This window comes from Kordiimonas lipolytica (genome assembly GCF_001550065.1).
Genome location: NZ_LRUB01000020.1, coordinates 1 through 20,083, shown reverse-complemented (window position 1 = coordinate 20,083; position 20,083 = coordinate 1). Strand labels below are relative to the sequence as shown.

The following is a 20,083-nucleotide window of genomic DNA, read 5'->3' as shown; positions in this document are numbered from 1 at the left end:
AACTCAGGGTGATATATGGCAGATACTCACGGCGTTTTTCGCAACTCCGCGCTCAAGCTGGTTGTTGATTATGAAGAGCATGGCATTGATGCGAGAGGCAAAAACCTCACCGAAGAGCTTGCAGCAAGATTTCGGCGCCTTCAACCTAGGTTACTAGAGCAAACCTCCCTCCTACTAAGTAATTTTCCTGAATACACGCTCTTTGACGGAAGGTTGATAGTATGGGTGAAAATGCAAAATGATGCGTACAGCGTCACAAAGACACCCAATGACCTATTTCTCTCCTCGAATGATATATCGATACGAGCACCATGGAGAGATGGTTATCTCGTCGAAGTGACCAAAGCTGGGTTAACTGAAATCACTCAAAGAATACGCGAAGCCTCGAATGACAAAATCAAGTTTGATATAGCAAATATCAACGCCATTCGATATTTCCCGGACGCGCTAGTTGAGGAATGCGACCCTGCTGGAGCAGACGGAGAAAGCCTGCTATCAATAGACGGCGTGAAGTTATTTCGAGTTCAAACTCCATCCTACAGTACCCAGGAGGCAACGGCTCAAACACTAGAGCACGTGTCCAAATACATTCAATCCGGCTCGTCTCAACTATTATCTCCAGCAACGCCACAACAACTTATTGAAACAGAGCCATCTAGCGTTGTCGATGGGCCAATCGGTTCATCGCGACAAGTTCTATTGGATGTCGACAACAGCATCGATCTGCTGTCGAAGTTGCCAGCCCGCAAAAATAGTCAGTTCACATTGCTTATGGGCTTTAGAGAGGTCGGCGACCTAAAGCGACTTATGCTTAGTGGTAGCGTCGTCAGGTGGGAGCCTCTCTCAAAATTTGCCCCCGCGCCTCCGGGGGAAGGAGAAGAACCCTCACTTGAGCTCAATGTTACAGAACATGATCCGACGGTTGCAGTGATTGACGGCGGGTATCACGCCAATAGATACCGGGACGCGGTAACCTGGGAAGGTCCAAAAATCGTCCCAGATCATTCAGCCGACCGGGCCCATGGAAACAAAGTATGTTCTATCATTGTTGATGGACATGCATGGAACAATCATCTGCCACTTCCAGAGCTGCATTGCCGATTGGGAATAGTTCAAGCGATACCGAAAAGATCGAGCCCTGAAATCGTCACGATTGAGTCAATTGCTCAAGCTCTTGATCAGGCTATGGAGGCGCACCCAGATACAATGGTGTGGAACTTGTCGGCAAACCTTGATCATCCGGCATCAACTTTCGACGTAAGCCAAGGTGGCCACCTGCTCGCGCAAATAGCCCGAAAACACAATCGACTATTGGTGATTTCTGCGGGCAACAAACCTGAAAACACTCTCGGTACCATTGCTCCACCTGCAGATTGCGAAGCGGCGCTGGTCGTGTCTGGAAGGTTACCCGCTCTACTAAACGAGCCTGGTGATCCTTGTCCAATTTCACGAACCGCCTACGGCCCGGACTATATGACGAAGCCAGATCTTAGTTGGTATTCAAAACAACGAGTATTAGGGGGGCAATATGAAACAGGTACCAGCTACGCAACGCCCCTCATCTCACGCCTGGCAGCACATTGTTTCAAGAATGTTGTAGACCCTACGCCAGATTTGGTGAGAGCCCTGATGATAAATGCATCCGACCTCCAGCAGTATTGTCCCCACAGGGGGTTTGGCACCCCCAACTCGGAAGGCCCGCCCTGGCTTAGCACTGATACATCAGTCATCCTTGCATGGACGGAGTCCATCAAAGCCCAGAAAAGGAACTATTGGAATGCCATCGCTATACCACCAAGTATGATCAAAAACGGACGGCTTGTTGGGCGAATCAAGCTCGTATCTATCCTTCGCCCAAGGGTTCAGAGACGAGGTGACAAATATATTGCTACCCGCTTTGAGGCGAATATCCAGAGTTACCATGAAGGTGAGTGGACCAAATCCAACATTTTGGAACCTATGGAATCCAAAGTTTTGGAACGAGTGGCAAGAGCAAAGTATGCAAAATGGCAACCCACGCGCTGCTTCGAGGCAACATTCACCGAGAATAATGGTCCCCATATTGATCCAGAGAAGCCATTTCTCAGGATTGGGGGACGAATATATTGGCGGCACAAATTTATTTTTGATCCTGACGAGATTCGAGATGAAATGCACGAGGTTTCGTTCGCACTAACACTCGAAAGCAGCAACCCTCGGGCAGATACATACAATGAATTTCGTCAGTTGATGGCAGACAATGTCGAAGAGCTAATAACCACCATCGAAGAGGAAGTGGAGGCCGACCAATGACTCAATTCTCATCGCACCTTCTTTAGCCGTATCGTATGAGTTTTCGTAAGCTTAAAGGCCATTCATCATTCTCCAACACCTGATACTAATGATTCAGTTAACTAAATGAGCGGTTAATTTTTTAAACATGAGATTCATAGTCATACCCCAAGGACAGAGCTTGCCTGCCAAGCGATTGGATCAATTCTATACGCTGACAGATGGGTGGGATGACTGAGTTTTGTCAGTAAGGCGGGATCGCCTGTGAGCGATCATGAGCTACCAGCGGAGCGGCGACCTTTTAAGGTTGCCACTTTTCGTTTTCGCATTCTTTCCAAAGATTTGCGTTAGTAATTCTACTAGAAATCGTATAGCGTTCAACTTTAGGGGTTGAACTGCTATAGGGGACTTTCCGATGGGGGACTATGTTTCTCGGCTTGCTTTCAGCGCTTTACTTGTCCTGACACTCACGAGCACTTCCGCGAGCGCAGCTTCTCGCAACTGTACCGCTGCAGAAAAACAAGCGGCAAACAACCAATTAAAAGCTATTGAGGCTGACGCAACTGTCCAATCGCAGATTGCTACCAGGCACGCACCATTCGGCGTGCCGGTGACCACCATCTCAGCCAATAACGAAAAGGTGCTGTTCCAGAACGGATATATTCTTGGCCATGACGGTGACCTTCGAACAGCTCTTTGGGTTTCATATCGCCTGACGGCCAATGATATTGCCGGCGCTACAGGCAAAGACAGAGTAAATTGTTTTCGCAAAGATCCGCGACTTAGCCGCACCAACGCAGCCTCAACCTCCGACTATAAAGAACCAATCTACGATCAGGGCCACATGACAAATGATGCTGACCTGAAGGATGACCTCACTGAGCAGATCAACACCTACATGATGTCAAATATGTCGCCACAACATTGCCGTTTTAACCGTGGCATATGGCTTTCATTGGAGCACCTAACACGCATCTGGGCCGAGAAATATGGTGATATTCTAGTCACCTCCGGTGCCATCTTTGATCGAGATGGCCTCCCTGGTCGAGACGACGACACTGCCGCGATGTACATGAAGAGCAACAACGGTAAAGAGCGCGTTGCTGTTCCAAGCGATTACTTCAAAACGTTCCTGCGACAGGAAAATGGCGTTTGGCATGCGATTACTTTCAAGCTGCCACATAACAATGATGACAATGGTGTCAATTGGGCTGACGTAAAACCCAAGGTTCAAGCCGCCATCTCCTCTATGCTTGAGGTAGAAACTGCGTCAGGGCTAGACCTCTACCCAAACATCGATATGACGACGGTTCGGGAAAGTAGGGACGGATATGATTGGAATCTGTCCATAGGTCGGGCGAATTTTAGCAGCAGCTGTAGATAGACTGGCGTGACAGCACTAGGGTCTCAACCTGATCTACTGCAAACTGGGGCTGAATCAACAGGCGTCCCGTACCCATAGAATCGAAAGGAAAACAGGCGTGAAAAGTACTTCTAAAGTAACCGTCGTTACATCCTGTTTTGCGTTGCTCACAACGCAAGCCCAGGCTCAGAACTTTCCACCTCTGCAAATTTCTGCCGATCCATCTGCCAGATACGAAGTTTTGGATGTCACACAACGTGCGGATGGCATGTTTGAGATCGTCACAAAGCGAACTGGAAAATCTGGAATAAGCTATGCCAAGCGGCTGGTGGATTGCAGAAGCCAAACTGCAAAATATCTAGGGGATGGCGAAACCCTTGAAAGCATGGAGAGATCAAAACCTTCTCCTCGCATGGGGCCTTTGGTTGAAGGGTCTTCGACCCATGCTGTAGCCATGTATGCTTGCACCCATGGTGCAACTTTGGCTGCAAAGTAAGTGCCTCTAAAAATTGGCGTTATCTGGTATGTCAAAAGCGAGCAGGACCTGCAAGGCAAAGGTGACGAAAGGCAGAGCGACAACTTCTTGTGATGCACCGGTTTCATATGGGCAAGCCGATGCTTGGTACTGCAAAAATCATGGGCCCCTGTATTTGGATGGTGAGGAATTCTTTGCGAAAGAAGCGTTCAGAATCTTGACCGACATCCTTGAGGAGGACCGGATAGGGCGATTTCTACCCAACTCCATTCGTGCTGAGTGTAAAAGCTTGCTGGCAAAGAGCCAGAACCGAAAAGCTGAAAAAGACGAACACGCGATAAGATTCTGACTCGCAAAACCCTTAACATCAACAAACAGGCTTCAAGTCAATTTTGAACAAGTGTATCCGCGGCCACGAATGGCTTCGCCGGTTTTGAGCGGCCAATCATACACTTTTTTCGATCAAAATACGTATAGCCAATCCATGTAGATTGTCGCCCTACAATAATGAACACCATCTTCTTTCCTATTGCCTCCGTCGCTCTTATCCAGGAGGAGGCATCAATACCCGACGGAGTTGGATGCGCCTCTGGATGCGAATGCCATTCACCTAGATACGTCTGAAATCCACCACTTTGCTCCCAAGCCTTCATGGCAATTCCATGATGATTCTTGTCTTTCCGATGAAACCTAAATCTGGATGCGACATCCTTTGATTGTTGGACAGTACTTGACGTAATGTCTATATGGTGGCCCCGATAGGACCCAATTAGAATACCCCCGGTTTCATTACCCGAGTGTATTTCCCGAGATTGAAGACCGATTTGGGCTAACACCGGTTTCCGCACAAGCAGGTATCCTCCCTCCGGTCCAAAGTCGCCTATGAAGTCGGAAAACATACGGGGCATCTTATGTGCTTTGAGGGTGACGTGTCTTTAACCGTCTTGGTGATTTGTGGATCGGTATCCACCAGCCTTGTACGTAACGATTTCCCAGGGCGACCCGCCGCCCAATCGAGCATCATCTCAAGGGCCAATCCAGCCGCCATCACCGATGATGCAACGGAATAGGGAATGTAGGCCCCGTCGGAACATGTCGCACTTTCAAAATATGTTTCTTTGTGTGCTTTAAGCGGGGAATACCTCGGCCGTTCGCCAAAGTCCGGTTCAAGACACCTGTAACACGCCAGTTCATTGTCCAGGGTCAACAAGGCCTGCGTAGCAGCACCCAAGCCCTCAAGCCACACAAATAGGACTGGCGGATATTGGTCCTGACTTTTACGAAACAGGTTTAGCCCATTTGAAAAAGTGCTGTCTCCGGTTGCATCAATGATCAAATCATATCCGCCCAAACCATTAAATACCTCTGCAGCATTCCGATCAACAGCCTGAATGTTCTTTCCTGGATATGTGCCCTGCAGCAACTTGGCTAAGGCCACGGACTTACTAATCCCCAAAGCGGTGTGTCCAAGCAAATGACGCCCGATATTGCCCGGTTCATGTAGTTGATTGTCAACAAGTTTGAGCTCGGCGTTTTTACCTGAACCCGCTCCGGATTGGGCTGAAAATTTTGCGAGATGGCTTCCGATTGTACCGCAACCTAGTATACATATTCTCTTGTCCTCCAGCGTCGCCCGCCTCACAAGTGATCTCCCATAAACATAACGGTCCCCAATATCTCGCCCAAAAAAACGTTTCACCTCTATCTTGGATCCAAACATTTGATAAGCCGCTTTCTGGACGGCAGGCTTTTTGAATTCATTACCCTTTTTGCGTTTGAATGGCAGTCCCTGCGGCCACAAGCCATACATGCCGAGCGTGCCATTCAAAAACACCGGACAAGATCTACCCAGTTCAGACGTCATCTGCTCGAGCACGCGGTCATCCAACTTGCCGCCAAAACCCTTGAGCCAACTCAAGTAATCTGACAAAAATCGGAAATCCGGTTGAAACTTGAGAAATGGTGCTGATTCCGAATATTTCAGAACATGTGCGGGTGTCGTATAGTCTTTGAAGCCCTGCTCTCGAGGATGCTGGTTTGCAAAAAACTCTTTCAACCGATCATTATTGGTCAGAAGAGAAACCATATACTCCTCGTTTATCCAACGATGGAGGCTCGTCGCTCCTTCATAAGTAGAATCAATATCTGTGGCAATGCTTCGCCCTCGCCAGTAGAAGCGAAACTCATCCAGAATTTCATCAGAGCAACGACCGGAAAGGGCCTTGTCCAATTCCTTCAGAAATATCTGCCTACACAGCAAGATAGCCTCGCCAGGCCGCGTGGCGTCCAGAATTAGGGTTTCCGGTGCGGAATAACAGAAATTATTATAGGAATCGAGATGCGGCAGAATACCTACAGCGTTGCCGAAGGTTGGAAGATAAAATTTGGGCCTCTCAACAAACCCATCGTCCCTGATAACAATATCAACCCGCAACTCTTTGCCCTGCAGCGATTCCGTCCCGCTGAAACGCGTACCAAAGTCTTGAAAGGACCGGTCAACTTTGTACCCCTTGGTTTCCAAGGTATCTCTAATGACACGTAGGAAAGTCATTTTTAACCAGACTTGTGTTCCATCACCTCCGGTGCGGCTTGATAAGCTGGTGCAGTTGAAAGAACTTCGTCTTTTGGCCCGTTTGTGAATTCCACGAGCCCAACCTCCATTGGGACACGTTCTCCAAATACGTCGCAGATCTGTCCAAGCGCCGCCTCTTTGCGAAATCCAGCATTAAGCGCGTGATCCACTTTTTCGACCAGTTCATATGCCTTCAAGATGAAATCGCCTCGCTCCTGCTGACTCCATCCTGACGCCAGATTGTTGTGCTCCTCAGGTAAAACGGGATTGATGATGGCGCCGTGCAGTGCATCTGCCAGATATCGCGCTGTCTGAAGGAGCGCTATATCCAGGCGATCTTCCGCTGGCCTGGATCCATCCGGATTGCCGAAAGCATTGTCGTATGCCTCTACAGCGACGGTCATAAGTGAGATTGATGAAAGTTTGCATTCATTCCAGTTGTAATCTCGCCATGCCTTCAAAAGGCGGCAAACATCACGCAACTGTTCCCCATGATCGCGTACTGCGTCGTTAAACCAATCATGAATTTTCTGAGGGTCCGATAAAATCCAATCATCTTCTCGAGTAGCCAGCTTCACTTGGTTACTGTCAATGCGGAAAGGGCTACGATAGTCTTTCATAGCCTCATAAATATAGGTCTGAGAGAAATCCAGACTGTCGGAGGCCATCTCTTTGGTAAGGCGATCGAACTCTTTATCCGGCACACCGTACAAGGGCAAGTCAATATGGCTCTTCCCGCTGTTCAGTTCCACGCGAACACAGGAATTTTTTGAAGTGTCAAGGCGCCAGCCTTTATCCTCACACAGCTTGGAGATTGCCCGCTCCACAACATCAAAATATACTGACGCCTTTAGTGTAGGTTGCCCCAGATAAAAAGGCATGGGCACATAAATGCCATCATCAAGATCAACTTGCTGTGGCGGCAGTTTCGCTGGCCAGTTTACCGTTTTGTATTGGAAGGAGCCCTGCGTCAGAAACTTGGGTTTGAACTCCAGATCAGGCTGGAGCGAGTGATCGTAGCGTGTGTGCTTATAAAAAGCTTCCGAGAAGACCACCTGAGCACTAGCCATTTCCGGCAATTCTTTAAACTCCTGCCGGATATGATCACGAATTTCAGAACGGGCAGACAAGAGCGCATCACGCTCCGAGGAGACAACCTCAATGTTTTTGAGAAACCCGGGAGAAAACAGTTTCCCTTTGAAAACTTTGTGCAGGTTTAGTCGCGACATTTTCAATGACCTAATGAAATGGATTCAATTAATTCAATATTATGTGGTAAACAAACCAAACTAATCAAGATGATGTGCCCAAAATGTTTGATAATTACTCAAAAAACTACTTTAGAAGGTGTCCGTTCATATGGTGCGGGCCAAAATTGTCGGAGAGATCGACTCATTCTAACCTCTGGCCAACAGACTATTTTTAGAGAATAAGGCTTCGTTTTATATGGATAATAACCAGAAGTCGTCAGCAACTCGTTCTAACGACGGCAATGAATCCCAGACACTTGTAGATCAACTGAAGGTCTTCCTTTTTGGCGATAGTGACGACTTCGTCTCAGCTGTATTCTATGCCCTTTCAAAATTCAGCAGACCACTGGCCGAAATTTGGTTCAAAGTAATGGGGTGGTTTATCGTTGTTGCGGCGCTTATGACGCTCGCTCAAATCACAGGCAAACGCATTTTCTTTGTACTCTCTTACCTCAGCTCAGGGTTACTCGTGATCTATATCTTGTTTGGTGGAATACAGTACCTTTTTGATCTTCAGGAGAAGCACAGCGATACCGCAAAGTCCAAAGGTGAGGTTCTAATCCTGATAGTCTTGATGTTCGGAGGCTTCTACGCCTTCCTTTCTCTGGCTGGAGCAACAGGTGATGCATTGCGTGAACTCGCAACCACGCACCTAAAGCAATAGACGAGTAGCTATACATTGGGGTCGCCCGGATTTTACTATCCCTCGCCTGACTTTACCTACTCCAAGCGAGTAAATGTAATCGTGCCAGCTGTGCACATGGCTCTTCGCCACATCCGATTGCTCCAGAAGTACCCTTCCAGACAATCTGAATCTGCATCATATTGCAGACGTGCCGAGCCATCGAACTCCACATCGTCTGCCACATTGTCAGTTTTATTGGTTTGCCTGTACATATAGCAAATTCCTGGTTTCTTGAGCCCGTTTGCTTTTATCGGCTCTATGAGAATAGTATGTGAGTCTTCGATGGGAGTATTTTGGGCGGGATTGTAGAGCCTCATCTCCATCCCAAACCACGATTGATCTATTCTTGCCCGCAAGGTCATGCTACTCAAGGTCGCCAGATCCATATCCCTGCAAGAAGCCATATCAATGCCTTCGGTTTTTGAGCTTGCCGCGTCAAGCAACTGGCTTACTCGCGGCCAGTTGCTATTCAGCGTAACCACCCAGTCGCCATTGAGGTCGGGAAAAATTATCTTTCCCAACATAGGGAACCAACTCCAAAGCTTCCGCCATACAGCTCTCAGCAAGAGGGTGTTAATCAGCAACCAAACAACGACAGGGATAAGAGCTGTTCTCAACTCCATGTGAAACAGGTCGCTGATCACATTAAAAAAATAACCAACACCAATGCCAAGCCAAACAATGGCGATAACAATCAATTTTTTAGAAAGAACCCTGTACATGATCTGCCCCCTCGCAGTTTTAAGCGCCTATATGTCAGTTGATATAGGTTACCTATGAAAGATACTATCAAGCGTTCGTCGGCAAAAAGAAACCGGGCGCTCTGGTTGACAACCGTGAAAATCAGAACGCCAATGCGGCTATTAATTAAACAAAATTAAAGCGTTCTTCTGCAGCTTAGTTCAAAAGTGACACGGATTCATCAAAAGAGCACAGGAAATATTTACAAATCAGTATAAGTTCTCACCTCGTTCCCGCCCGTTCGAGTGAGAGGTGGCCGCAATTCCAGCCCTCTTCTGAATATTCTTGGTGACTTTAGAGTTTTACAGGATTGTAGATGCACCGCCAAATCCAAGGTCTGCATGACTTTTTCAAATCTGTCTTCTGGCATCGCTGCATTACCCAATCCACAATCTATGCAATTATAATATGCGCGCGTCCGATTTTGTCACCCCCCTGTTTTAGCTTCAGAGTTGGGTCAGTAGACTCAGAAAAACAGCAGTTAGAAAGGCATGAAAATTGGCAACCAACCCACCAAAAGGAGATGGCCGTAGGATCGGAGCGGTCCGAGGGCGTTCTCAGACTCAAACCCCAAGCGGGAATTATGTGAAACGCGACACATCAACTGGTCGGTTTATGGATGTGAAGACGTCTAGCAAAACCCCCTTCAAAGGCGTTCGGAAGGAAAAGTAGTGGCGAGCAGGATTGAACACGAATTTATCGGCGCGTTTGCGGGGGGTGTCTTTGCTACTTTCAACAATGACGAGGCCAATCCACATGCGGTGAATGTGGCCACAGGCGCTCTGCTCGGCAAATATGCGGCGAGGTTGCCTGACATGTTTGAACCCGCTTCCCACCCCAACCATAGAAACTTCTTTCATTCTTGGGTGTTCCTCGGCACTCTCGGTGTCGGCATGTACAAGCTGACGAAATGGGAACCGAAAGAGGGCTACGAAAAGGTCCTAAAGTGGTTCGTGCTGATTGCTGGCGTCGCATATGCTTCACATTTGCTGCGGGATTCGATCACGCCCAAAGGGCTGCCCTTGGTGTAGGAGCGCTACATGTCCTTGCATGAGGCTCGATTGAGCAAAATCATAAAAATTGCCTACGCTGATGCAAAACTCTCTCGCAAGGAGATCTTCAATGATGTGTCAGCTTGCATTCGAAAAGAGCAAAACCCGGAGAGTGGCTCCGGTGGCGGAGGCGACTTCCACGGTGTGTTGTGGGCGGCCTTCAAGGAGTGCATCTTTGAACAAGATGTAGAGGGTTTTGATCAGATGGTTGCGGCTCTGATCAGCGGAAATTCGCGCCGCAAAAGGCTGTTCCCCCAGTTGGCGGACGGATTGAAGTCGTGGGGGTTGCTAAAACGGCGTTGGATGAACGAAGAGATCAAAAGAATCAAAAACCCTGTCGGAACCGTCATCTTGGAAGGCCAAGATATCGCGTTTAAGGTCAACAATGTCCTTGCTCTTGAAATTGTCGGAAAGGGCAATCGCTATATCTACCCGTATTTTAGTGAAAAGCCGGCGCTGAATGATGAAGCAGCGCGTGTAGCTCTGTGGCAATTGCATTGTGCATTACCCCATGTGCATCTCGATGAAATCAGGATATTGGACGTCATGCGCGGGAAAAGCTACTCGACGGTGGAGGTGCCTCTAGTGGGGGATGAGCACGACATTTTCGCTCATCAGGTCGCGGAGATTTTTCAATTATGGGACAAGCGATACCAAGATCGAAAAAACGGTACGGCCTAGGCAACGTTTTCCCCCGGACTAAGTCTGGATCTATTCAATTTCAAGCGTATAAGGTAAATGGCGCGTGGGCAAATTGTCGAGCACAAAGAGACTGCATGATGAGCAGCTAAGGGCGCGGCTTAACCGCCTGATGAGCGGCGATCTGCGGCCTGACGACGTAACGAAGCTCTTTGCAGGACTGCGATCCTCAACCTATGGCCGAGCAAGTTTCAGAGAACTCGCCGATTTCGCCGCGCATCCAGACTTTCGGAACCGAGGACCTATTACTGACCGCATTCGTGATATGCGCACAACATTCAAACCACTCATTGATCATGCATTAAATCCTAACGGAGCCAGCATCGAGCAAATCTTTGACCGCGCGGAGTCAAACTTTAGGATGGCTACAGATGAACAAGTTGCCAGGCTTTCAGGCGGACTCAAAAGGCGCAAGGCCGGCTCGGTGCTCGGGTCAGCAATCGACAAACTACGACAGGGCCCAAAAGGGATTCATCTAAGTCCAGCCGAAAAACTCCTCGCCCACAACTTCGGTGACCGCTTGATTTGGAACCCGGCCTTGCGTGCAAAGGGGGTTTTTGACGACTTTAAGCAGGTGATGCTCAAGAACGGCCTGATGACGGCGTGCAACAGTGATAAGCTGGATGATGCCCGAGCTTTGGTGATACTTCATGCGATCACTGTCATGCATGGTGTTGCATTTGATATTGGCGATGGCATGAAGGGTGTGCTCCAGGCTGGCTACAAGAATGAAGAAGGATGTTTGGAAGTGACCACGGTACTCAATCTTGAAGGATATCCAAAGATGATATCTCTAAAGCTTGGTATGTTTTGGACTGACTTGTTGGCTAAAAACCATGTTGATGAAATGCTCTTGGATCGCCATGGCCCATGGGATTTCCCTATTGAGATTCAGGATAACAAACTGTGTCCTATTGGGGATGTACCTGAGTTGCAGGAGGAGGATGATAATTCGACCATGGTGCATCTTCCATAGTGAGAACGCTTATCTTTATCGCTATAGCGAACAATTTCGAGGCGCTCATCTACGCCAATTAGTGGGGCAAGCTAGAGAAAGCTTGGCAGAACTATTACCCTTTCAGCGAGTGTGGGCGAGTTGAGGCCTTTAAAGCCAACCTATTGCCAATTCTACAATTAATTTTCAGATTTTTTGTAGTTAGCCACTTGAGATATTTGGGCCGCCCAGTGGCTAAAAATCATGAAAAAGTTATGTGTGTTCCTCAGCGAGTGCGACTGCAATGCGCCTACGAGCAGTCACTGAAATGGCGTCGCTATTTAGCTGCTTTTCGCCAAAAGCGATAGGTAGAGTGTCTTAAGTGCTGACTTGTCGAGTACGACGAGTCAACATGGCTTGTGCACGTAATACAACGGGAGGGTCAATCATTTTGTTATCAATTGAAGTTGCAGCCTTTCCATCGCCACGAGCTTCATTGCTAAGAGTAATTACGTTTTTGGCATCTTCGAGTTCCTGGGGGCTAACGGTGAATACTTCATTCGCTATCTCAACCTGACTTTGTTGATTTCCGCTGAGAAGTGACCCGGTAGAGTGATAAATTTCCATTGAGAATTGACCCATGTTGAACTCACCCCCTGGCATTGATGAGCAGGGGAAGATGGAGTGTTGGACATGGCGTTTTTGAGCGTTATCAGGCGCTGGCATCACCGGGATCATCTGTCGATCCGGGAGATAGCGCGGCGGACAGGACTATCCCGTAATACCATTCGCAAATATCTGCGATCGGACACGATCGAACCACAGTTCAGGGTGCCGGAACGGCCGAGCAAGCTGGACCCGTATACCGAGCGGCTTTCGCTCTGGCTGAAGCGGGAGATGGGCCGTCCCCGCAAGCAGAAGCGGACGATCAAGCAGTTGCATGCCGATCTGGTGAGCCTCGGCTACGAGGGTTCTTACGGCCGTGTGGCGGCTTTTGCTCGGGCCTGGCATGAGGACTATCGTCGTCAGCAGCATCTGGGCGGACGAGGTACCTTCGTGCCCTTGTCCTTCGCGCCGGGCGAGGCGTTCCAGTTCGACTGGAGCGAGGACTGGGCGATCATCGCCGGCGTGCGCACCAAGCTGCAGGTTGCCCACTTCAAGCTCGCCTATAGCCGGGCTTTCCTCGTGCGCGCCTATCTGTTGCAGACCCACGAGATGCTGTTCGACGCCCACAATCATGCCTTCAGGGTGCTGGGCGGGGTGCCGCGCCGGGGCATCTACGATAACATGCGCACGGCCGTCGACAAGGTCGGGCGCGGCAAGGAGCGGAGCGTCAACGCCCGCTTCCAGACCTTGGTCAGCCATTATCTGTTTGAAGCCGAGTTCTGTAACCCGGCGGCAGGCTGGGAGAAGGGGCAGGTCGAGAAGAACGTACGGGATGCGCGGCACCGCCTGTGGCAGCCGACACCGCAGGCCGAGAGCCTCGATGCCCTGAACCGGTGGCTTGAGGCGCGCTGCAAGGCGCTCTGGCACGAGATCCCGCACGGCACCGAAGTCGGCTCGGTTGCCGATGCCTGGGCGGATGAGGTGGAAAGCTTGATGCCGGCAGGCCGGCCGTTCGACGGCTTTGTCGAATATGGCAAGCGGGTCTCGCCGACCTGCCTCGTGCATCTGGAGCGCAACCGCTATAGCGTACCGGCCTCCTTCGCCAACCGGCCGGTCAGCCTGCGCGTCTATCCCGACCGCTTCCTGGTCGTCGCCGAGGGCGCCGTCATCTGCGAACACCAGCGTATCATCGACCGGTCCCACGACAGGCCGGGGCGGACCGTTTATGACTGGCGTCATTATCTGGCCGTCGTCCAGCGCAAGCCGGGCGCCCTCAGGAACGGGGCGCCGTTCCTCGACCTGCCGGAGGCCTTCCGGAAGCTGCAGCAGCATCTCATGGGCCATGCTGGCGGTGACCGCGAGATGGTCGAGATTCTGGCTCTGATCCTGCATCATGACGAACAGGCTGTGCTCACAGCGGTTGCCATGGCGCTCGATGCCGGGGTGCCGACCAAGACCCATATCCTCAACTTGCTGTACCGGCTCCTTGACCCCAAACAGGCCCCTGCGCTGCCGGTGAGGGCGCCACAGGCGCTCCGGCTGGTCAGCGAACCGGTGGCCGATGTCGAGCGTTACGATGCCCTTTGCCGGGAGAGCCGCCATGCGTCATGATCCCGCAAGCGGTGCCATCGTCGTCATGCTCCGAAGCCTGAAGATGCACGGCATGGCCCAGGCTGTCACCGATCTCATGGCCCAGGGCGCGCCAGTCTTCGAGGCGGCAGTCCCGGTCCTGTCCCAGCTCCTCAAGGCCGAGACCGCGGAACGCGAGATGCGGTCGGTCGCCTATCAGCTCAAGGTCGCCCGCTTCCCGGCTTACCGGGACCTCGCCGGCTTCGACTTCGCCGACAGCGAGGTGGAAGAGGCTCTGGTGCGCCAGTTGCATCAAGGTGACTTCATCGACGGTGCCGACAATGTGGTGCTGGTCGGCGGTCCCGGTACCGGAAAGACCCATCTGGCCACGGCGCTCGGGGTCCAGGCTATCGAGTATCACCGGAAGCGGGTCCGCTTCTTCTCCACCGTCGAGCTCGTCAATGCGCTCGAACAGGAGAAGGTCCAGGGCAAAACAGGGCAGATTGCCAACCGGCTGCTCCATACCGACCTCGTGATCCTCGATGAACTCGGTTACCTGCCGTTCAGTGCATCGGGCGGAGCTTTGCTCTTCCACCTGCTGAGCAAGCTCTATGAACGCACCAGCGTCATCATCACCACCAATCTCAGCTTCAGCGAATGGGCCAGCGTGTTCGGCGATGCCAAGATGACTACCGCGCTCCTCGACCGCCTCACCCATCACTGCCACATCCTTGAGACTGGAAACGACAGCTTCCGCTTCAGGAACAGTTCCGCAAGGGAGATCAAAACAAAAAAGGAGAAAAACCCATCTTGACCCATAACTAAGACCCGAAACATAATCTCACCCGGGTCAATTCTCGGTGAAAACACCGGGTCACTTCTTAGCGGAAATCAACACCCTGTCGTTCAGGACAAGAGCACCTTCCCGCTCTGCAAATAGAGCCCCCTTGGTCCAAGTCGATCCGATATCAATCGAGATGATTGCCATTTTTTATCTCAAGGCGCGGAGGCAAAGGAGTTATCTAACTCCGGAAGCTCTTGCTTGAATGCAGTTGAAAGCTCTTGACGCATCCGCGTCACGTCGTTGTGTAGAAGGTCACACATGTCGTGAAGGTCCGAGTTGGGTGGAAAAACTCGATCAAAACCCATCGCTTGAAATAGCTCCGCCACCTCAACGCAGGGCCGCTTTCCAACTACTAGATTGCCACCGATGTATAGGACTATTTGACCTACACCTCGTTCTTCGCACTTGGCTCTGAAGCCGAAGCAGTCAATTTCGCCGTGACCGTATATAGACGAAACTAGAATTGCATCAGCGTTCGTCTCAATAGCTGCGTCGATGAATTCATCTTGGCTGACCATCACACCTAGGTTGATGACTGCAAACCCTTGCTGGCTCAGAAAGCTGTTCAAAATCGTATTGCCGACAGCATGGCAGTCCGCGCCGATAACCCCGAGAACAACTTTGATCGTAGAATTGATTTTTACCGACAAAATGATCACCTCGAACAAACGTAAAAGCAACTTTGTAATTAGTGATATTTTGATAAAAATAAAAATCAGAAAATAATTTTTGTTATATCAAAAAATATGATTCAAGTGAAAAAATGGTCCTGGCCGTGTGGTGGCGGTGAGATAAAATCTTCATTTCTTGTGTGAAGTGGGCGTTCTTTTGGGTTGGGCTGCATGTTTATAGCCTCCCTTTGTGTCATTCTGCTGCGCAGATTTTCAGGGTTTCATCAGTTGGTGTCGCCTAGGCTCAGGTATACGTGGATTTGGTTGGTTCAATTAATAATTGATCAATATAAAAAATTAACTTATATAAAAAATATGCCATTTAAATAAATTGGGAGTTGGCGCATGTTTGGAGCACTGAACGGTAAAGGGAATGCGATGGAAGGAGAGCTCAGCCGATTGCGTAGCCTCAGACTTCCCGATCTGCCAACAGTGCCGCAAGATGAGTTTGCGCAAAGGATAAAAAAGGCCTGTCAGTTGATGGCAGAAAGTGGGATTAGCGCAGTCTTTCTGAACGCGGGTCCCAATTTGGCCTATTTCACCGGTATTGAACTCTTCTCTAGAGAGAGATTGTTGGGGGCATTGCTGAATCAGTCAGGTGACCTCTGCTTCTTTGTACCATCATTTGAGTTGGGGACATTTAGTGAATTCGGTTACCAGAGTGGTGAGGTCAGGTGCTGGGAGGAACACGAGTCTCCCTATATAGGATTGGCGGATTGGTTTTTGAAAAAATCTGCGGGGTCAAGTGGGGTGCTGGCTGTGGATGAGCGAACCCCCTTTTTTCATGTGAGTGAAATTCAATCCAGCCTACCTGGTGTCAAGTTGGTCAATGCAAAATCAATTACAGCAACCTGCCGCATGATAAAGTCTGAGAGTGAACTTGCCTGCATACAAGCCGCCATGAACATGACGCTCGAGGTTCAACAAAGTTGTCGATCAGTACTGGACTGTGGGCTTGAGGCCGGTGAGCTTAAAGCATTTATCGATGCAGCTCACAAGGCAATTGGCGCGAAGCAGGGTTCGTATTTTTGCTCGGTGTTATTTGGGGATGCTTCTTCCTATCCTCACGGCGTACGTTGTCAGCAGGTGTTGCGGGAAGGTGACGTCGTGCTGATTGATACCGGGTGCCAAGTCGCCGGATACAAATCGGATATAACTCGAACATACGTCTTCGGCGAACCCACATCCTATCAGCGAGAAATCTGGAAAACTGAACAAGAGGCTCAAATGGCCGGGTTTAAAGCGGCCGCGCAGCCAGGGGCGAAGTGTAGCGATGTGGACCTTGCAGTGAGAAATTTTCTTGAGGCAAGGGGGTTAGGTCCGGGGTATGAATTGCCTGGGCTGCCACATCGTACTGGGCATGGAATAGGCCTCGAAATACACGAATGGCCTTATTTAAACCTCGCTGACACGACCGCGCTTCAGGAAGGTATGTGTTTTAGCTGTGAACCTACGATATGCGTGCCAGGTAAATTCGGTATGCGTTTGGAAGATCATTTCTTTATGTCAACCGACGGCCCGACTTGGTTCACACAGCCCAGCCCTTCGATTGACTCTCCATTTTTTTGCTGATCACAGGCAGTTAACGCCTGTTTGACGATCTGTATGTATTGGAAGTTTTATGTTGATTGCCGAAATTGATACAGAATTGGGAACTGTTTCTATACTGCTGCGGACGGATTTGGCGCCGAAGACATGCGCATATTTCCGAGAAAATGCTGACCTTGGCCGTTTTGGGGGGACCAGCTTTTTTCGTGTCTTAAATGAAGGGAACCAGCCAGGCGGAGTACCAAAGATTCACATCATTCAAGGCGGCATTAAATACTCCGCAGACGCGAGGCAAGATCCACTACAAATGGAAACTACGGAAATAACCGGCTTGAAACACCGAAAGTATGCCGTTTCACAGCCAAGGTTTGGGGTGGGAACGGCGTACGCTGGCTTTTTCATTTGTCTGGAAGATGAGCCGGAACTTGATTATGGCGGTAGGCGGAATCCGGATGGGCAGGGCTTTTCAGCCTTTGGTGAGGTAATAAGCGGCAAAGATGTTGTGCAGGCCATTTACCTACGAGCGGGCACCGAGCCATTTCTCGAAAACGAAGTGGAAATCAAAGGCGTGACATATAGGCAGGTCGATAATCTTGAGTTTCAGATTGAGAGAGAAGTGCCTGAGGCTCGTGTATAATCGGTCGCAGAGTTCGTCGATATCACTGCTCGAGGGCAGTGTGATGTTTGGTATGATAAAAGGAGTTGTCAATGACAGAGGCGAAGAAAGTAAAGATAATGCTCCTGAAAACGGTGAGCGCGTTAGGACAAGAGCGGGAGCTTGGCTCTGTTTTGTCCGAAATTTGTGCGCCGGAGACAGAAGCTGAGATTTGGTCACTTGCTAGCGTTCCCAAGCTTACAAATCTAGAATACCGCACTTATGAAACTTTTGTTGGGCCCGACATGTTGCGAGCAATCCGAAAGGCTGAGCGCGAAGGTTTCGATGCAGTGATAATTGGTTGTTTTATGGATCCGCATATAGCGGCGGCACGCGAGCTAAGTCGCTCCACGGTAATAGTTGGCTCATGTCAAGCCAGTCTTCAGGTTGCGTCCTCGCTTGGTGCTAAATTTTCAGTCCTGGTGGGAGCGAAACATTGGATTTCGCATGTGGAAGAATTGGTTCGTCACTATGGATATGCAGATCGATTGTCGTCCGTGTTGCCAATGGAAATTGACGCCGCTGATTTGCGAGATGATGTCGCAACTACAGTGACGAAAATAATCGACCTAGGACGTCGGGCAATTGAAGAAGATGGCGCCGATGTGATCGTTATGGGCTGCACCTATACTTTCGGTATGTATCGAGCCATTCAAGACGCCCTCAATGTGCCGGTGATCGACCCAGCATTCGCATCTTTCAAAATGGCAGAGTTGCTGGCATGGCAAAAGAAGACCTTTGGCTGGATGCAAAGTAATGGAGTTGGCCAGCAAGCTCCGCCTGAATCCGAGATTGAGGCCTTCGAGCTGTTCGCCGTTCCACCTGCAATCGGGTGCAGGGTAGAAATTGGTTAGAGTATTTGGGGTCATGAGACCAAAGACACCTGACCCCGCCGATATTGCCCCCCCCTCTCTCTCTTCCCCCAGCGGGGATGGTGATAGATAGCCCGTCTTCCTTATTGAAGACGGGCTATATTTTTTCTGTGGATTGTACTTGAACTGCCGCATGTGAGGGCAGTTTTTTTGGGATAAGGGGTTGGAGTTGGTGCTGTTAAAACATTGAAAGAATTTAGTTTGGTTTCCCAACATATCACGCTCCAAACAATTCACTATTTGTTAAAGTTTAAGTGTGTTGCAGTGTTCTGTGTTTGATGTGTATAGGGCGGTGTAAAAGTAGGCCACTGAAGCGGCGGCGTTGTGTTGCTGCGGGCGGAGTAAAAGTCTGCCACTTTTTGGCTTTTCCATTTGATGGGAGGGCCGGAGGATTTATTCAGTGGATTTATACAGAAGGGTTCGCCTTGCGTGCCATGTGCAAGGCCTGAGCAACCGGGAGGCTGCCCGGCGTTTCGGGATCAGCCGTGACACAGTCGCGAAGATGCTCTCGCATTCAGAGCCGCCGGGCTACCGGCGCTCAGTGCCGGTCAGGCGTCCCAAGCTTGATGGCTACACCGACATCATCGACAGTATTCTGGAGGGTGACCGCCAGGTAGGGCGCAAGCAGCGCCATACAGCGAAGCGTATCTTCGAGCGCCTACGCTCCGAGTATGGCTTTGATGGCGGTTATACGATCATCAAGGACTATGTGAGAGAGTACCGTCGGACCAGCCGCGAGGTCTATGTACCGCTGAGCCACACCCCCGGTCACGCGCAGGCGGACTTCGGCGAGGCCCAGGTGGTCATCGGCGGGGTGCGGCAGAAGGCCCACTTCTTCGTGCTGGACCTGCCGCATAGCGATGCCTGTTATGTCAGGGCCTATCCCCGGGCCACGACGGAGGCCTGGCTGGACGGCCACAACCATGCCTTTGCCTTCTTTGGCGCTGTGCCGCAGTCGGTCCTGTACGACAATGACCGCTGTCTTGTATCTCGCATTCTGCCGGATGGCACGCGCAAGCGGACCGACAGCTTCTCGGCCTTCCTGTCCCACTATCTGATAGAGGACCGCTATGGCCGCCCCGGCAAGGGCAACGATAAGGGCAAGGTTGAAGGCATGGTCGGCTATATGCGCCGGACCTTCATGGTCCCCATTCCGTCCTTCGCCAGCTTTGACGCTTTCAACGACTATCTGGAGGACGCTTGTACCAGGCGGCAGTCAGATGTCCTGTCAGGGCACAAGGTGAGCATCGGGGACCGGCTGCAGGCTGATCTGGCG

General features: G+C 50.4%; 19 protein-coding genes. 13 read left to right on the top strand and 6 right to left on the bottom strand.

What is annotated here, in order from left to right:
- Nucleotides 1-15 precede the first annotated feature (15 nt).
- The 3 genes from KORM41_RS10410 (at nt 16) to KORM41_RS21850 (ending at nt 4,130) form a co-directional block, all read left to right on the top strand.
- On the top strand, nt 16-2,292 hold the full coding sequence (locus KORM41_RS10410) for a S8 family peptidase (RefSeq protein WP_068147281.1): 2,277 nt from the start codon (nt 16-18) through the stop codon (nt 2,290-2,292).
- Between the two features lie 394 nt (nt 2,293-2,686).
- Nucleotides 2,687-3,655: a DNA/RNA non-specific endonuclease gene (locus KORM41_RS10405; protein ID WP_068147278.1), complete on the top strand. Its 969-nt coding sequence runs from the start codon at nt 2,687-2,689 to the stop codon at nt 3,653-3,655.
- A 97-nt stretch (nt 3,656-3,752) separates the two neighbouring features.
- On the top strand, nt 3,753-4,130 hold the full coding sequence (locus KORM41_RS21850) for a hypothetical protein (protein WP_156431942.1): 378 nt from the start codon (nt 3,753-3,755) through the stop codon (nt 4,128-4,130).
- Between the two features lie 365 nt (nt 4,131-4,495).
- On the opposite strand, the gene KORM41_RS22495 is transcribed toward KORM41_RS21850, so the two are convergent.
- Genes KORM41_RS22495 through KORM41_RS10385 form a run of 3 tightly spaced genes read right to left on the bottom strand, consistent with a single transcriptional unit; the run spans nt 4,496 to nt 7,910 of the window.
- Nucleotides 4,496-5,008, bottom strand: a complete 513-nt coding sequence (locus KORM41_RS22495) for a Mov34/MPN/PAD-1 family protein (RefSeq protein WP_068147273.1) — start codon at nt 5,006-5,008, stop codon at nt 4,496-4,498.
- The gene (locus tag KORM41_RS10390; RefSeq protein ID WP_068147270.1) at nt 4,990-6,660 is read right to left on the bottom strand and encodes a ThiF family adenylyltransferase; all 1,671 of its coding nucleotides are present in this window, start codon (nt 6,658-6,660) and stop codon (nt 4,990-4,992) included. Before KORM41_RS10390 ends, KORM41_RS22495 begins: the two co-directional genes overlap by 19 nt.
- 2 nt (nt 6,661-6,662) lie before the next feature.
- A complete protein-coding gene (locus KORM41_RS10385) occupies nt 6,663-7,910 on the bottom strand; it encodes a CBASS cGAMP synthase (RefSeq protein WP_068147267.1) in 1,248 nt (415 codons plus the stop codon).
- Between the two features lie 217 nt (nt 7,911-8,127).
- On the opposite strand from KORM41_RS10385, the gene KORM41_RS10380 reads away from it, so the two are divergent.
- The gene (locus KORM41_RS10380; protein WP_068147263.1) at nt 8,128-8,595 is read left to right on the top strand and encodes a hypothetical protein; all 468 of its coding nucleotides are present in this window, start codon (nt 8,128-8,130) and stop codon (nt 8,593-8,595) included.
- Between the two features lie 56 nt (nt 8,596-8,651).
- Here the strand turns inward: KORM41_RS10380 and KORM41_RS10375 are convergent, their stop codons facing one another.
- On the bottom strand, nt 8,652-9,338 hold the full coding sequence (locus KORM41_RS10375) for a hypothetical protein (protein ID WP_068147260.1): 687 nt from the start codon (nt 9,336-9,338) through the stop codon (nt 8,652-8,654).
- Nucleotides 9,339-10,028: 690 nt separating this feature from the next.
- Between KORM41_RS10375 and KORM41_RS10370 the strand changes: the two genes are divergently transcribed.
- The 3 genes from KORM41_RS10370 (at nt 10,029) to KORM41_RS10360 (ending at nt 12,084) form a co-directional block, all read left to right on the top strand.
- A complete protein-coding gene (locus KORM41_RS10370; RefSeq protein ID WP_068147257.1) occupies nt 10,029-10,388 on the top strand; it encodes a metal-dependent hydrolase in 360 nt (119 codons plus the stop codon).
- Nucleotides 10,389-10,397: 9 nt separating this feature from the next.
- A complete protein-coding gene (locus KORM41_RS10365; protein ID WP_068147254.1) occupies nt 10,398-11,090 on the top strand; it encodes a hypothetical protein in 693 nt (230 codons plus the stop codon).
- Between the two features lie 130 nt (nt 11,091-11,220).
- A complete protein-coding gene (locus tag KORM41_RS10360) occupies nt 11,221-12,084 on the top strand; it encodes a hypothetical protein (RefSeq protein ID WP_068147251.1) in 864 nt (287 codons plus the stop codon).
- A gap of 336 nt (nt 12,085-12,420) precedes the next feature.
- Here the strand turns inward: KORM41_RS10360 and KORM41_RS10355 are convergent, their stop codons facing one another.
- Complete coding sequence (locus KORM41_RS10355) at nt 12,421-12,684, bottom strand: hypothetical protein (protein ID WP_068147248.1); 264 nt, start codon at nt 12,682-12,684, stop codon at nt 12,421-12,423.
- A gap of 51 nt (nt 12,685-12,735) precedes the next feature.
- Between KORM41_RS10355 and istA (KORM41_RS10350) the strand changes: the two genes are divergently transcribed.
- Nucleotides 12,736-14,259: an IS21 family transposase gene (gene istA / locus KORM41_RS10350; protein WP_068147307.1), complete on the top strand. Its 1,524-nt coding sequence runs from the start codon at nt 12,736-12,738 to the stop codon at nt 14,257-14,259.
- Nucleotides 14,249-15,031 (top strand): IS21-like element helper ATPase IstB, encoded by a 783-nt coding sequence (istB, locus tag KORM41_RS10345; RefSeq protein ID WP_068147246.1) that lies wholly within the window; start codon nt 14,249-14,251, stop codon nt 15,029-15,031. Before istA (KORM41_RS10350) ends, istB begins: the two co-directional genes overlap by 11 nt.
- Before the next feature lie 182 nt (nt 15,032-15,213).
- Here istB and glmS read toward each other — a convergent pair whose 3' ends face one another.
- Nucleotides 15,214-15,687, bottom strand: coding sequence for a methylaspartate mutase subunit S (gene glmS / locus KORM41_RS10340; RefSeq protein WP_380084442.1), 474 nt, complete (start codon nt 15,685-15,687; stop codon nt 15,214-15,216).
- Between the two features lie 390 nt (nt 15,688-16,077).
- Between glmS and KORM41_RS10335 the strand changes: the two genes are divergently transcribed.
- The 4 genes from KORM41_RS10335 to istA (KORM41_RS10320) form a co-directional block, all read left to right on the top strand.
- The gene (locus KORM41_RS10335; protein WP_068147243.1) at nt 16,078-17,304 is read left to right on the top strand and encodes a M24 family metallopeptidase; all 1,227 of its coding nucleotides are present in this window, start codon (nt 16,078-16,080) and stop codon (nt 17,302-17,304) included.
- Nucleotides 17,305-17,353: 49 nt separating this feature from the next.
- Nucleotides 17,354-17,917 (top strand): peptidylprolyl isomerase, encoded by a 564-nt coding sequence (locus KORM41_RS10330; RefSeq protein WP_068147240.1) that lies wholly within the window; start codon nt 17,354-17,356, stop codon nt 17,915-17,917.
- A 71-nt stretch (nt 17,918-17,988) separates the two neighbouring features.
- Nucleotides 17,989-18,789, top strand: a complete 801-nt coding sequence (locus tag KORM41_RS10325) for an aspartate/glutamate racemase family protein (protein ID WP_068147237.1) — start codon at nt 17,989-17,991, stop codon at nt 18,787-18,789.
- 418 nt (nt 18,790-19,207) lie between these two features.
- On the top strand, nt 19,208-20,083 hold an 876-nt coding region (istA, locus tag KORM41_RS10320), incomplete at its 3' end, for an IS21 family transposase (protein ID WP_156431867.1).